This is a genomic window from Mycobacterium sp. ACS1612, assembly GCF_001667505.1.
Classification (GTDB): Bacteria; Actinomycetota; Actinomycetes; order Mycobacteriales; family Mycobacteriaceae; genus Mycobacterium.
Map to the genome: position 1 here is coordinate 138,662 of NZ_LZHZ01000019.1, position 12,234 is coordinate 150,895.

General features: G+C 67.6%; 17 protein-coding genes. 9 read left to right on the plus strand and 8 right to left on the minus strand.

Going from position 1 to position 12,234, the window contains the following annotated elements; genetic code table 11:
* Window positions 1-106 precede the first annotated feature (106 nt).
* Window positions 107-535, plus strand: a complete 429-nt coding sequence (locus A5724_RS07690) for a hypothetical protein (protein ID WP_067798719.1) — start codon at window positions 107-109, stop codon at window positions 533-535.
* A gap of 48 nt (window positions 536-583) precedes the next feature.
* Here A5724_RS07690 and A5724_RS07695 read toward each other — a convergent pair whose 3' ends face one another.
* On the minus strand, window positions 584-778 hold the full coding sequence (locus A5724_RS07695) for a DUF3046 domain-containing protein (RefSeq protein ID WP_067798722.1): 195 nt from the start codon (window positions 776-778) through the stop codon (window positions 584-586).
* Between the two features lie 9 nt (window positions 779-787).
* Window positions 788-1,960 (minus strand): glycosyltransferase, encoded by a 1,173-nt coding sequence (locus A5724_RS07700; RefSeq protein WP_067798725.1) that lies wholly within the window; start codon window positions 1,958-1,960, stop codon window positions 788-790.
* 42 nt (window positions 1,961-2,002) lie between these two features.
* On the opposite strand from A5724_RS07700, the gene A5724_RS07705 reads away from it, so the two are divergent.
* Window positions 2,003-2,446, plus strand: coding sequence for a limonene-1,2-epoxide hydrolase family protein (locus A5724_RS07705; RefSeq protein ID WP_067798728.1), 444 nt, complete (start codon window positions 2,003-2,005; stop codon window positions 2,444-2,446).
* Window positions 2,443-2,868 carry a DUF5313 domain-containing protein gene (locus A5724_RS07710; protein ID WP_067798731.1) on the plus strand — a complete coding sequence of 142 codons (426 nt, stop codon included), beginning with the start codon at window positions 2,443-2,445 and terminating at the stop codon, window positions 2,866-2,868. Before A5724_RS07705 ends, A5724_RS07710 begins: the two co-directional genes overlap by 4 nt.
* Here A5724_RS07710 and A5724_RS07715 read toward each other — a convergent pair.
* The 5 genes from A5724_RS07715 to pgsA all read right to left on the minus strand — a co-directional run bounded on the left by A5724_RS07715 (window position 2,865) and on the right by pgsA (window position 6,066).
* Entirely contained in the window at window positions 2,865-3,674 is an 810-nt protein-coding gene (locus tag A5724_RS07715; protein WP_067798734.1) for a hypothetical protein, read from the minus strand. The genes A5724_RS07710 and A5724_RS07715 overlap by 4 nt on opposite strands.
* Before the next feature lie 18 nt (window positions 3,675-3,692).
* A complete protein-coding gene (gene pspA, locus A5724_RS07720) occupies window positions 3,693-4,505 on the minus strand; it encodes a phage shock protein PspA (RefSeq protein ID WP_067798737.1) in 813 nt (270 codons plus the stop codon).
* A 93-nt stretch (window positions 4,506-4,598) separates the two neighbouring features.
* Window positions 4,599-4,925 carry a transcriptional regulator ClgR gene (gene clgR, locus A5724_RS07725; protein WP_067798740.1) on the minus strand — a complete coding sequence of 109 codons (327 nt, stop codon included), beginning with the start codon at window positions 4,923-4,925 and terminating at the stop codon, window positions 4,599-4,601.
* 75 nt (window positions 4,926-5,000) lie between these two features.
* On the minus strand, window positions 5,001-5,492 hold the full coding sequence (locus A5724_RS07730) for a CinA family protein (RefSeq protein ID WP_067798742.1): 492 nt from the start codon (window positions 5,490-5,492) through the stop codon (window positions 5,001-5,003).
* Window positions 5,473-6,066, minus strand: coding sequence for a CDP-diacylglycerol--glycerol-3-phosphate 3-phosphatidyltransferase (gene pgsA, locus A5724_RS07735; RefSeq protein WP_067798745.1), 594 nt, complete (start codon window positions 6,064-6,066; stop codon window positions 5,473-5,475). The genes A5724_RS07730 and pgsA overlap by 20 nt, the downstream gene beginning before the upstream one ends.
* A 42-nt stretch (window positions 6,067-6,108) precedes the next feature.
* On the opposite strand from pgsA, the gene A5724_RS07740 reads away from it, so the two are divergent.
* Together A5724_RS07740 and A5724_RS07745 are read left to right on the plus strand one after the other, a co-directional pair.
* Window positions 6,109-6,618 carry an amino-acid N-acetyltransferase gene (locus tag A5724_RS07740; protein ID WP_067798755.1) on the plus strand — a complete coding sequence of 170 codons (510 nt, stop codon included), beginning with the start codon at window positions 6,109-6,111 and terminating at the stop codon, window positions 6,616-6,618.
* Window positions 6,619-6,691: 73 nt separating this feature from the next.
* The gene (locus A5724_RS07745; RefSeq protein ID WP_067798758.1) at window positions 6,692-6,931 is read left to right on the plus strand and encodes a hypothetical protein; all 240 of its coding nucleotides are present in this window, start codon (window positions 6,692-6,694) and stop codon (window positions 6,929-6,931) included.
* Here the strand turns inward: A5724_RS07745 and A5724_RS07750 are convergent.
* A complete protein-coding gene (locus A5724_RS07750; protein WP_067798868.1) occupies window positions 6,928-9,264 on the minus strand; it encodes a DNA translocase FtsK in 2,337 nt (778 codons plus the stop codon). The genes A5724_RS07745 and A5724_RS07750 overlap by 4 nt on opposite strands.
* Window positions 9,265-9,533: 269 nt before the next feature.
* Between A5724_RS07750 and A5724_RS07755 the strand changes: the two genes are divergently transcribed.
* The 4 genes from A5724_RS07755 to A5724_RS07770 all read left to right on the plus strand — a co-directional run bounded on the left by A5724_RS07755 (window position 9,534) and on the right by A5724_RS07770 (window position 12,056).
* Entirely contained in the window at window positions 9,534-9,986 is a 453-nt protein-coding gene (locus A5724_RS07755; RefSeq protein ID WP_067798761.1) for a DUF2834 domain-containing protein, read from the plus strand.
* A gap of 62 nt (window positions 9,987-10,048) precedes the next feature.
* Window positions 10,049-10,363 carry a putative quinol monooxygenase gene (locus A5724_RS07760; RefSeq protein ID WP_067798765.1) on the plus strand — a complete coding sequence of 105 codons (315 nt, stop codon included), beginning with the start codon at window positions 10,049-10,051 and terminating at the stop codon, window positions 10,361-10,363.
* Entirely contained in the window at window positions 10,363-11,181 is an 819-nt protein-coding gene (locus tag A5724_RS07765; RefSeq protein ID WP_067798768.1) for a mycofactocin-coupled SDR family oxidoreductase, read from the plus strand. The genes A5724_RS07760 and A5724_RS07765 overlap by 1 nt, the downstream gene beginning before the upstream one ends.
* A gap of 2 nt (window positions 11,182-11,183) precedes the next feature.
* Window positions 11,184-12,056, plus strand: coding sequence for an SAM-dependent methyltransferase (locus tag A5724_RS07770; protein ID WP_067798771.1), 873 nt, complete (start codon window positions 11,184-11,186; stop codon window positions 12,054-12,056).
* Window positions 12,057-12,234: the final 178 nt, after the last annotated feature.

The window sequence follows — 12,234 nt, forward strand, 5'->3', positions numbered from 1 at the left end:
GCAGAAGGGGGCAGTTGGGTTGCAGATAGTACGTTTCTGCGTCTGCTCGCGCTTGTACGCGAGCGAGCGCGGGTAGTCCGCTCATATGTCACTGTGAGGAGTTGCCATGACCAAACCAGAGGAAAAGGGATCGCGAGACACCGGATCCGACGAGCCGTCAGCCGGAACAGATCGGCCGTCTGGCGCATACGAGGGCGACGAGTCGGTTCCGCAATACGGCGAGGAGGGCAAGCCCGATTTCCAGACGGGCTTCACCCAGGACCCGCCGCGCGACGTCGAGCCCGAAGTGCCGCCGTACGAGGGCCGCAAGACGTCGGCCGATTCGGGCGAGACCACGGAAAAGGAAGGCGCCAGGACGGGCGGGGCCACCGCGCCTACGACCGACCCACACAGCAAGGGTCAGACCGCCGGTGGCTCGACCACGTCACCTGCTCAAGAACAGCCCGCCGCGGGCAGCGGTGGACCCGATCGTGACGACGACATGGTCGGCCCCGCCCATACGCCGGGCACAGGCCGCGCCGAGGACAAACGCTAGCGATTTGTGCGCGTGTTGGAGCGCTCAGCGCGCGTCAACGCACATAAATCACCATTGGTCGCGCGGGACGTCGAAGTCTGCGCACAGCGCGCGCCAGACGTCGCGCGGGTCGATGCCGTCCTCGATGGCCTGGGCCGCGGTCCGCCCGCCGAATTCCGAAAGGGCGTGGTCGACGAGCATCGATGCGGCGCGCACGGGCCCGAACTGGCCTTCGACGAGCTCGTTGAATTCGGTCAACCGCACGCGACCAATTTACGCCGACGGGGCGAGCGCTTCATGGCACACCCGTACCGGATCGTCGACGTCGACGATGCTCGCCCCGGCTTGCCGGGCCGCGTCACGGTACCGCGGCGACGACAACACCTCATCGACAGCGGCCACCAGCGATTCCGGGGTCAGCGGCCGGACGAGCTGTGCACTGCCTTGGCGCACAAGGCGATTCGCTATCTCCCACTGATCTCCGCCGCCCGGCACCACCACCATCGGCACACCCGCGAGCAGCGCCTTGGCCACCAGCCCGTGGCCACCCCCGCAGATCACCAGATCGGCGTGCGCCAGCAGTTCGTCCTGCCTGCCCATCCCGACCACCGCCCACGGCGGCACGGCCAGCTCAGGTCCGCCCAGCCGGGACACGGCAATGCGGGCGCCGTCGGGCAGCGTCTCCCCCGGTCGTAACTCCTCGAGCGCCATCTCCGCCAGACCGCCGGCGCCGGTCACGGCCGTCGACGGCGCCACCACCACCAGCGGGCCTGCGCCCCGGGGCACCCGCAGCACCGCGTCCGTCGGTTCGAAATGCAGCGGGCCCACCACCTTGGCCTCCTGCGGCCAGTCGGGCCGCGGAACTTCGAGCGCGGGCAACGTCGCAATCAGCCGCCGCCGCGGCCCGGGATCTCGTGCGGGCAAACCGATTTCGGCTCTGGCTGCCTCTCGCTGACGCAGCCCCTGCCGCCAGGACCGGGCGGTCAGCGCCCGCATCACGGTGTCGCGCAGCTTGCCATGCAGCCCGACGCCGGGCGCCAGGCCGCTGCCCAGCGGCGGCAGGCCCTTCGACGGCCGGTACAGCGGAGAGGGATTGAGCTCGACCCACGGCAGCCCGAGCAGATCGGCCGCCAAGCCGCCGCAGGCGGTGATCACATCGGAGACCACCAGCTCAGGCGCCAAATCACGCAGCAGCGGCGCGTTGCGCACCGCCATCCGGGCGGCCCGCTGGTGGATCTTCGCCCCGGCATCGCTGTCGTCGTCGGCCGTGGTGGGGTCGAGTCCTGCGAGTTCGACGGCGTGCACCCCCGCGCGGCGGGCGGCCTGCAGCCGCTGCGCGCCCGTGAGCAGCGTCGGTGTGTCGCCCGCGGCCGAGAACTCCAGGCACAGCGCAATGGCAGGAAAAGCGTGCCCGGGATCCGGCCCGGCAACCACGGCGACCCGCACGCGCTTACCCTGCCACAGCCGCCGGGGATTACGCTTGCTGCCATGACCGACCAGGCTTCCGGGGTGAGTTCGGACGTCGACAACGCCCGCACCGTCGAAACCTTCCTCTACGCCCTGCAGGACGAGGACTACGACACCGTCGAGGCGGCGTCCGCCGACACCATCGTGTGGCAGAACGTCGGCTGGGCCACCGTGCGGGGGCGGCACCGCTTGATGAAGATCCTGCGCAGCGGGCAGGGCCGCGTCGGGTTCGAGGTGAAGATCCACCGCATCGTCGCCGAAGGCAACACCGTCCTGACCGAGCGCACCGACGCTCTGGTCATCGGGCCGCTTCGTACCCAGTTCTGGGTGTGCGGGGTGTTCGAGGTGTACGCGGGACGAATCACGTTGTGGCGGGACTACTTCGACCTGTGGGACATCACCAAGGGCACGCTGCGTGGTCTCGCGGCAACCGTTTTCCCGTCGTTGAGGCAGACACTGAGATGAGCGCTGGAACTTCCGGAACCACCCGGACCAAACCGAACCTGTTGGAGTACATCGGTTACAGCTACGGGCGGCGACTGCCCGATTCGATGCGCGACTGGGTTAGCCAGGACCTCGCCGGCAAAGGCGCGACGGCCAGGATGATGGTGCGGGTCTTCATCCCGGCGTTCCTGTTGATGGTGCCGTTCTGGTTCATCCCGACCACACTCGACGTGCATCTGTCGATGACGCTGCCGATCCTGATCCCGTTCGTGATGTTCTCGCACGCGTTGAACAAGGTGTGGCGCAGGCACATGCTGCGTAAACACGGCCTCGACCCGGCACTGGCCGACGAGCTCAAACGGCAGAAGGAAGCGCACATTCACGACGCCTACATCGCAAAGTACGGTCCCCGGTCAGGGCCGTCGAGCTCGCACGACGTCTAGGCGCCGCGCAGCCTGCCGAGTTCGTCGAACGCCTGCGCCCAGCCCATCAGCCGGTCGGTCGCGTTGGCCAACTCGTCGCGGTACCGCTGCTGCGACATCGGCGAGCTGGACATCGACCCGGTGTTGGCCGCTGACACGAGTTGCGCTGCGGCGGTGACCAATTCGTTGTACTGCCGAGCCCCGTGGTCGAGCTGAGCGGTGAACGCGCCGATCGTCGGCGCGAGGTGCGGCCGCGACTGCGGCGCTGATCTGACCGTCCGCTCCATCGACACCACCTCGTTGGCGGTGGCCGCCATCGTGGCGGAAGTCTGATTGGCCGCCACCCTCAACTCGCGCAGTTCGTCGGCGGGCAGCATCCGGCCGCGCTCCAAAACGCCGAGCAGGTTGACCAATCCACGCTCAGAGGCGGCAAGGGCGGCCATCGGCTGCCGGGCGGCGGACCCCCACGGCGGCAGTCTCCTACTCCGTGGCGGCGGCAGGGGTTCGCCACGCAGCCAGCGGTAGCGCGCAAACGCCAACGTCGCCAGAAACGCCGCGCCGACGGCGATCGGCGCCGGGATGAACAAGGCCCACACCGGCGTGCTCCACGACGCCAGCAACGCCGTCACCGCGATCCAGAACAGCGTGGACACCGTCAAGAACACTGTCAGCCGCAGCGCCCACCGCCGTTTGCGCAACAGCTTGGCGCGCGGATCCGCTGCGGCGTTGAGCTTTTCGGCCAACACATCGGTCCATTCCGCGGCGGTATCGACGCCGCGCTGCACCAGCGTGCGCCACGCTTCCGGCCGTCCCGTGCGTGTGTTCACTGCCCTGCCCTACGAAAGTTACTGCGACAGCGGGTTTTCCGGTGTCGCCTGCTGATTGGTGGCCGGAGTCGCAGGTGCGCCTGCCGCGGTGCCGCCGGTCGGCAACTGCTCACCTCGCATCGAGGCGCGGATCTGCTCGAGGCGGGAATGGCCGGCCATCTGCACGCTGGCCTGCTGAACCTCCATCATCCGGCCCTGCACCGAGTTCTGCGCCAGTTCGGCCGCGCCCATCGCGTTGGCGTAGCGGCGCTCGATCTTGTCGCGCACCTCGTCGAGGCTCGGGGTGTTGCCCGGTGCGGCAATCTCGCTCATCGAGCGCAGCGACGCGCTCACCTGCTCCTGCATCTTCGCCTGCTCGAGCTGAGACAGCAGCTTGGTGCGCTCGGCGATCTTCTGCTGCAACACCATCGCGTTCTGCTCGACGGCCTTCTTCGCCTGGCCGGCGGCCTGCAGCGCCTGATCGTGCAACGTCTTGAGGTCCTCGACGCTCTGCTCGGCGGTCACCAACTGGGCGGCGAACGCCTCGGCGGCGTTGTTGTACTCGGTGGCTTTCGCGGCGTCACCGGAGGTGGTGGCCTGGTCGGCCAGCGTCAGCGCCTGGCGGACGTTCACCTGCAGTTTCTCGATGTCGGCGAGCTGGCGGTTGAGCCGCATCTCGAGCTGACGCTGGTTCCCGATCACCTGCGCCGCCTGCGTGGACAGTGCCTGATGCTGGCGCTGAGCCTCCTCGATGGCCTGCTGGATTTGGACCTTCGGGTCGGCGTACTCGTCGACCTTCGAGCTGAACAGCGCCATCAGGTATTTCCACGCCTTGACGAACGGATTGGCCATCAGATCACTTCCGCCTTCGTGTCGTTGTGTGTGCTCAGTGCCAACTTATCGGTTTCGCACAGATCACTACACCCTGTGCGGCCGATTTGCGGCTCAGGCAACGGCCATCGGCACGACCTGCGGGATGACGACCTTCGTGGCGACGTCGATGTTGGCCGCGCTGGCACGCGACACCGCCGCCAGTTCCTCGCGGGCCATCTCGTCGCCCGCGTCGGCGAGCACCCGTGACAGCGGAATGTCCAGGGCGCCGCAGATGGCGTTGAGCAGTTCGCTCGACGCCTCCTTGCGGCCGCGCTCCACCTCGGAGAGGTAGCCGAGGCTGACCCGGGCGGTGTCGGACACCTCACGCAGGGTGCGGCCCTGCTCGGTGCGGGCACGACGCAGCACGTCGCCGATCACCTCGCGCAGCAATGCCGTCATCGATTTCCTCCCTCGGCTGGGCTCCGTTACTAGGGCAACGCGAACGCCTATCGGTTGGTTCCCGCCCGCCGAAGATCAGTTCTGCGACTCGACGAGTGCCCGCAGCCTCGCGATGGCCTCGGTGACCGCGGCCAGCCGGATGTCCCAGCGTGAGCCGGTGAACGCCAGCTCCACCACGTCGGTGTCGACGGGGCCTGCGAGGCCGAGGAAGACGGTGCCCACCGGGTGCCCGCCGTGCGGGTCGGGCCCCGCCACCCCGGTCAGGCCCACCCCCCAGGTGGCGCCGCACCGCTGCCTGGCTCCGACGGCCATGGCCCGCGCGGTGGGTGCAGCGACGGGACCGACCGCGTCCAGCAGCTGTGGCGCGACCCCGGCCAGCGAGATCTTGGTGTCTTCGATGTAGGTGATCAGGCCGCCGCGCAGCACGACGCTGGCGCCCGCGACCCCGGCCAGCGTGGCCGCGAGCAGGCCCGCGGTCAACGACTCGGCGGTGGCCACGCTCTGCCTGCGGACGGTCAGATCGGCGACCAGCGCGCGAGCGTCTTCGCTAACCAGCGGGTCGTCCACGCGAATCCCTCACTGCAGAAATGACGTAGTCCGCGCCGGTGAGCACGGTCAACACCACGGCCGCGTACATCACCACCCAAGCGCCGGTCAGCCATGCGCCTGACAACGGCAACACGAACAAGCCGATCGCGACGGCTTGGACGAGGGTTTTGAGCTTGCCACCGCGGCTGGCGGGTATGACGCCGTGGCGGAGCACCGACAACCGCAATACGGTGATTGCGATCTCACGGGCCATGACGACCACGGTCACCCACCACGGCAGATCGCCGATCATCGACAACCCGATCAACGCCGCTCCGATGAGCGCCTTGTCGGCGATCGGGTCGGCCAACTTGCCGAACTCGGTGACCATTCCGTAGCTGCGCGCCAGCGCGCCGTCGAACCTGTCGGTGATGACCGCGACCGCGAAGACGACGAATGCGGCTATCCGCCAGAATGTTTCATGGCCGTCGCCGACGAAGAGCAAGACGAGGAACACCGGGACCAACACCATCCGAACACCGGTGAGCACGTTCGCGATATTCGCAACACGGGCGCGCGGGACCGCCGGATCGATATGGGGTTGGCCCGACACCGCAACAGAATATCGGTTGTCCGAACCGATACTCTCGCACGTGTGAGCGGAGCGCCTGAGCGGGTTGTCGTTCGACGTGCCCGCACGTCCGATGTTCCGGCCATCAAAGCGCTCGTCGACATCTATTCCGGCAAGATCCTGCTGGAGAAGAACCTCGTCACGCTGTACGAGGCCGTCCAGGAGTTCTGGATCGCCGAGGCCGACGGTGAGCTGATCGGCTGCGGTGCGCTGCACGTGTTGTGGTCGGACCTCGGTGAGATCCGCACCATCGCCGTGCACCCGAAGGTCAGGGGCCAGGGCGTCGGGTATGCGATCGTGGACCGACTGCTCGACGTGGCCAGAGAATTGCACCTGCAGCGGATCTTCGTGCTCACCTTCGAGGTCGACTTCTTCGCCAGACACGGCTTCAAGGAGATCGAGGGCACGCCCGTCACCGCCGAGGTCTACGAGGAGATGTGCCGGTCCTACGACACCGGTGTCGCGGAGTTCCTCGACCTGTCCTACGTCAAGCCCAACATCCTGGGCAACACCCGAATGTTGTTGACGCTGTAGCGATTTGTGTGCGTTCAGGAGCGCTCAACGCAACAAAACACACACAAATCGCAATGGGCGTACCGTTGCAGGCATGCGACGTCGGATTGTCGTCTGCGCCGTCGCCGCGCTCATCGCCGCGGGGAACGCCAACGCGCCCGCCCACGCGGACCCACCGCAGTGTGACAGTGGGCCGATTGTGCTGGACGGGTGCACGCCCGGCGGCGTCTGCACCGCCGTCATCGACAACCAGTGTGTGGGAGTCCAGCCGCCCCTGCTTCCGCCGCCCCCGCCGATCAGGGTCGGCATCGAAGGCGGCGTCGGCGTGGGCTAGTCGACCTCGTCGTCGGCGTCGCCGCCGTCGGCATTCGAGCCGCCGCGGATCAACGCCAGCGTGCCGGCCAACTCGTCGGGTTTGACCAACACCTCGCGCGCCTTGGAGCCCTCGCTGGGCCCGACGATGTTGCGGGTTTCCATCAGGTCCATCAACCGGCCCGCCTTGGCGAAGCCGACCCGCAGCTTGCGCTGCAGCATCGACGTGGACCCGAATTGGCTGGACACCACCAGCTCGACGGCCTGCAGGAAGACGTCCATATCGTCGCCGATGTCCGGGTCGACGTCGGTGCGCTCACTGTTCGTCTTGGCGTTGGTGACGCCCTCGGTGTACTCGGGCTCCGCCTGGTCCTTGCAGGCCTGCACCACGGCGTGGATCTCTTCGTCGGTGATGAACGCACCCTGTAGGCGCAGCGGCTTGTTCGCGCCCATCGGCAGGAACAACCCGTCGCCCATGCCGATCAGCTTCTCGGCGCCCTGCTGGTCCAGGATGACGCGGCTGTCGGTCAGCGACGACGTCGCGAACGCCAGCCGGGACGGGACATTCGTCTTGATCAGGCCCGTGACCACGTCGACCGACGGTCGCTGGGTGGCGAGCACCAGGTGAATGCCCGCGGCGCGCGCCTTCTGGGTGATCCGGACGATGGCGTCCTCGACGTCGCGGGGCGCCGTCATCATCAGGTCGGCGAGCTCGTCGACGATCGCGACAACGTACGGGTACGGCCGGTATTCGCGCTGGCTTCCCAGCGGTGCGGTGATCTCACCGGAGCGCACCTTCTTGTTGAAGTCATCGATGTGACGCACCCGTGACGCCTGCATGTCCTGGTAGCGCTGCTCCATCTCCTCGACCAGCCACGCCAGCGCGGCGGCGGCCTTCTTGGGCTGCGTGATGATCGGCGTGATCAGGTGCGGAATGCCTTCGTAAGGCGTGAGTTCCACCATCTTCGGGTCGATCAGGATCATCCTGACCTCTTCGGGGGTGGCCCGGGCCAGCAGGGACACCAGCATCGAGTTGACGAAGCTGGACTTACCCGAACCGGTCGAGCCGGCCACCAGAAGGTGCGGCATCTTCGCGAGGTTGGCCGAAATGTATTCGCCCTCAATGTCTTTGCCGAGCCCGATGACCAGCGGGTGGTGGTCGCCGCGGGTGGACGGATCGGTCAGCACGTCGGCGAGTCGCACCATTTCGCGGTCGACGTTGGGCACCTCGATGCCGACGGCGGACTTGCCGGGAATCGGCGCGAGCATACGTACGCTCTCGGTCGCCACCGCATAGGCGATATTGCGGTGCAGCGCAGTGATTTTCTCGACCTTGACGCCGGGGCCGAGTTCAACCTCGTACCGGGTGACGGTCGGCCCACGGGTGCAGCCGGTGACCGCGGCGTTCACCTTGAACTGGTTGAGTACCTCGGTGATGGCCTCGATCATCCGGTCGTTACCCGGGCTGCGGCGCAACGGCGGGTCGCCGGTGATCAACAGATCCAATGACGGCAGCGTGTACGGTCCGTCGACCACCCGGTCCATCACGATCGCCTGCTTCTTGGCCGGTTTCTTCTTGCGCGGCTTGACCGCAGGCTCGGGCACCGTGGGCGCCTCGTCGTCGAGCGGGTAGTTCTCCATCGGCGTGCCGCCGTTGAATGTCGCCGCCCCCGCGGCTCCCCCCGGCCACGACGGCGCCTCGTCGCCGCCGAGCGAGGACTGATCGTCGTAGTACCCGTCCGAGAAGTCTTCGTGCTCTTCGGCGTACGGTTGCTCGTCCTCTTCGTAGTCGTCGTCGTACTCGCCGCCAAACGCGCGTGCGGAGAACATCCGCTGCACCGTCGACGGCACCTCGCGGATGGTCGTTCCGGTCACCAGCAGCAGCCCGAACAGCGCGCCGATGAACAGCAGCGGCGCCGCGATCCACGCGGTCAGACCGTCGGACAGCGGCCCACCGATTGCGAAGCCGAGGAACCCCGCGGCATGCTGACGCCCCGCCGGGTCCGTCGGCGAGCCCGCCCACAGGTGCCAGAGCCCGAGGGTCGGCAGCGCGATCATCGCCGCGCCCAGGATGAGCCGGGGGCGCGCGTCGGGATCGGGTTCGGTGCGCATCAGAACGACGGCGATCGCGCCCAGCAGAAGCGGGACGAGCACGACGGCCGACCCGATCATCAAGCGCAGCGACGTGTCGATCCACGCGCCGACCGGGCGCGCGGCGTCGAACCATGAGCTGGCGGCGATCACCACCGCGATGCCCAGCAGGGCCAGCGCGATGCCGTCGCGGCGGTGCCCGGGTTCGAGGTCGCGGGCCCGGCCGACGGACCGGGCGGTCGAGCCGGCGCCCTTGGCCAGCATCAACCAGCCGGCGCGCACTCCCCGACCGACGGTCGCCCCGGCCGACGAAACCGCCGACTGGTTGCGCCGCGGGGCCGGCTTGCGGCGGGCCGCGGGGCCGGGCCCTTTCCGCGCACCAGCCTTTGACCTGCTCGAACGGGCTCCAGAGCGGGCAGCGGTCTTACTTGGCATGCCTCCCAGCCTAGTCGCATAAGCCACATATTCACCATCTGCCACAGGGGTCACAGAAACGTATCGATTGAGTCGCTGCGACGCCCTACGGTGCCGAAATGACCACTTCACAGGCCCAAACAGCCCTCCCGACAACCAGCAAGGCGCTGTGCGCTGTCTACGGTGTGATCGCCGCGGCGGCCCTGATCGCCACCTGGAGCCAGAACGTCGCCTATCTCGACAACCCAGGCCGCTTCCTACTCCACTTCTTCATCGACTCCAAGGTCACCCCCGCCTCCCGGTCGCTGACCGTCGACATCGTGCTGTTCTTCCTCGCCGCTGCCATCCTGATGGTGATCGAGGCGCGCAAGCACGGCGTCAGATATGTGTGGGCGTACGTCGTGGGCGGCCTGTTGATCGCGATCAGCGTGACCTTCCCGCTGTTCCTGATCGCCAGGGAACTGCGCATCGGCCGGGCCGACCCCACCCGCCTGAGCACCGTCGACACCGCCCTGCTCGCACTGCTCGCGGTCGTTGCGGCGGCGGTGACGATCTGGGTCGACATGGTCTGACGACGGCAAAACCCTGTAGGTAGGCTAGGCAACCGTCCAGCACGTAGTCAGCGAGGAGTCCCATGCCCGTCACCGTCGTCGCCACCATGAAAGCCAAGCCCGAGTCGGTGGACGCGGTTCGCAACGCGTGCACGCAGGCCATCGAGGCCGTGCACTCCGAGCCCGGTTGCGATCTGTACTCGCTGCACGAAGCCGACGGCACATTCGTCTTCGTCGAACAATGGGCCGACGCGGACGCGTTGAAGGCGCACAGCGCCGCGCCCGCGGTCGCCACCCTGTTCGGCACCGTCGGTGAGCTTCTCGACGGCGCAGCGGACATCAAGGTGTTGCAGCCGGTCATCGCCGGAGATCCCAGCAAGGGTCAGCTGCGGCCATAATGCCTTCTCTGGCAGGCAAAGTCGCGTTCATCACCGGCGCAGCCCGCGGTCAGGGGCGCGCCGAGGCGATCCGGTTGGCCGCCGACGGCGCGAACATCATCGCGGTGGACATCTGCGACCAGATCGATTCGGTGCCCTATCCGATGGCCACCGCCGACGATCTGGCCGCCACCGTCAAGCTCGTCGAAGACGCCGGCGCTCGAATCGTCGCGGGCGAGGCCGACGTTCGCGATCAGGCGGCGCTGGCTTCGGTGTTGCAATCCGGAGTCGACGAGTTGGGCAGGCTCGACATCGTGGTGGCGAACGCCGGCATCGCGCCGATGGAGTCGGGTGCGCAGGGCTGGCGAGACGTCATCGACGTCAACCTGACCGGCGTGCACAACACGGTCGAGGTGTCGATGCCCACGCTGATCGGACAGGGCGATGGCGGGTCGATCGTGCTGATCAGTTCGGCGGCGGGCCTGGTCGGCATCGGCGGCGGCGATCCGGGCTCGCTCGGCTACACCGCGGCCAAACACGGCGTGGTCGGCCTGATGCGGGCCTACGCCAATCATCTTGCGCCGCACAGCATTCGGGTGAACTCGATTCACCCCAGCGGGGTGCTCACCCCGATGATCGACAACGACCACACCCGCCAGTGGCTGGCCAATGTGATCGCGCAGTCGGAGCGGCCGCCGGACATGGGCAATGCGATGCCGGTGCAGATCCTGCAGCCGGAGGACATCGCGGCGGCGGTCGCATGGCTGGTGTCCGACGAGGCGCGCTACGTCACCGGTGTGACACTGCCGGTCGACGCGGGGTACGCCAACAAACGCTGACGATGACGCGAAATCCCGCGGCACAGACAGCCTTCGGCCCGATGGCGCAGGCGGCGATCGAGCAGTTCGAACCGCCGGACCGACGCTTGGTGTTCGACGACCTGGCGCTGGCCTTCCTGCCACCCGGTCAACGCGCCGTCGTGCGCGCGATGCGCGCGCCGGTGCTGCGTCGCCTGACGATCGCGGCCGGTGAGCGCACGGTGCCGGGTTCGTGGGCGCTGATCGCCTGCAGGAAGCGGTTCATCGACGACAAGCTCGACGAAATCCTCGGCGACATCGACGCTGTCGTCGACCTCGGCGCGGGCATGGACACCAGGGCCTGTCGTCTCGCGCGTCGCTCGAACATCCCGGTCTTCGAGGTCGATCTCGGCGTCAACATCGACCGCAAGCGCGCCGCCGTCGAGCGGGTGATCGGCGCGGTGCCGGCATCGGTTCACCTGGTGCCGTTGGATTTCGAGCGCGACGACCTCATCGGCACATTGGCGGCGCACGGTTACCGCCCCGATGCGCGCACGTTCTTCATCTGGGAGGGCGTGACGCAGTACCTGACCGAGGACGCGGTTCGCGCAACACTGGTCGCGCTGCAGGGCGCGGCCACCCGAAGCCGTCTGGTGTTCACCTATGTCCGCAAGGACTTCATCGACGGGGCGAACATGTACGGCGCCGAAATCCTCTACAAACGATTCCGGCAACGCCGGCAGATCTGGCGGTTCGGGCTGGATCCCGAGACGGTTGCCGATTTGGTGGCCGAGTACGGCTGGCACCTCGTCGAGCAGGCCGGACCGGATCACTACTTGCGTACCTACATTCGCCCGACCGGTCGCAAGCTGGGCGCGTCGCAGCTCGAGTGGACCGCGTACGCGGAGAAGGCTTAGCCCCTAATCCCCTAGTCGGTCGCGTTCGCGGGTGTCCCTAACGGCCTTCCGCGGATATGGGCGCGCCGCCCGTTATGTCGGCGGTCGGCACTGCCGACGATTGCTGGACACGTCCACCACGACAGCGTCCAGGAGTCGACATGCCTTTCAGCAACACCGCATCACCTGTGCGATGGCG

What these genes read in the sequence shown, in the direction of transcription:
- A5724_RS07690 (WP_067798719.1), top strand. Translation starts at nt 107, where the DNA reads ATGACCAAACCAGAGGAAAAGGGATCGCGAGACACCGGATCCGACGAG.
- A5724_RS07705 (WP_067798728.1), top strand. Translation starts at nt 2,003, where the DNA reads ATGACCGACCAGGCTTCCGGGGTGAGTTCGGACGTCGACAACGCCCGC.
- A5724_RS07710 (WP_067798731.1), top strand. Translation starts at nt 2,443, where the DNA reads ATGAGCGCTGGAACTTCCGGAACCACCCGGACCAAACCGAACCTGTTG.
- pspA (WP_067798737.1), bottom strand. Translation starts at nt 4,505, where the DNA reads ATGGCCAATCCGTTCGTCAAGGCGTGGAAATACCTGATGGCGCTGTTC.
- clgR (WP_067798740.1), bottom strand. Translation starts at nt 4,925, where the DNA reads ATGACGGCATTGCTGCGCGAGGTGATCGGCGACGTGCTGCGTCGTGCC.
- A5724_RS07745 (WP_067798758.1), top strand. Translation starts at nt 6,692, where the DNA reads ATGCGACGTCGGATTGTCGTCTGCGCCGTCGCCGCGCTCATCGCCGCG.
- A5724_RS07750 (WP_067798868.1), bottom strand. Translation starts at nt 9,264, where the DNA reads ATGCTGGCCAAGGGCGCCGGCTCGACCGCCCGGTCCGTCGGCCGGGCC.
- A5724_RS07755 (WP_067798761.1), top strand. Translation starts at nt 9,534, where the DNA reads ATGACCACTTCACAGGCCCAAACAGCCCTCCCGACAACCAGCAAGGCG.
- A5724_RS07760 (WP_067798765.1), top strand. Translation starts at nt 10,049, where the DNA reads ATGCCCGTCACCGTCGTCGCCACCATGAAAGCCAAGCCCGAGTCGGTG.
- A5724_RS07765 (WP_067798768.1), top strand. Translation starts at nt 10,363, where the DNA reads ATGCCTTCTCTGGCAGGCAAAGTCGCGTTCATCACCGGCGCAGCCCGC.
- A5724_RS07770 (WP_067798771.1), top strand. Translation starts at nt 11,184, where the DNA reads ATGACGCGAAATCCCGCGGCACAGACAGCCTTCGGCCCGATGGCGCAG.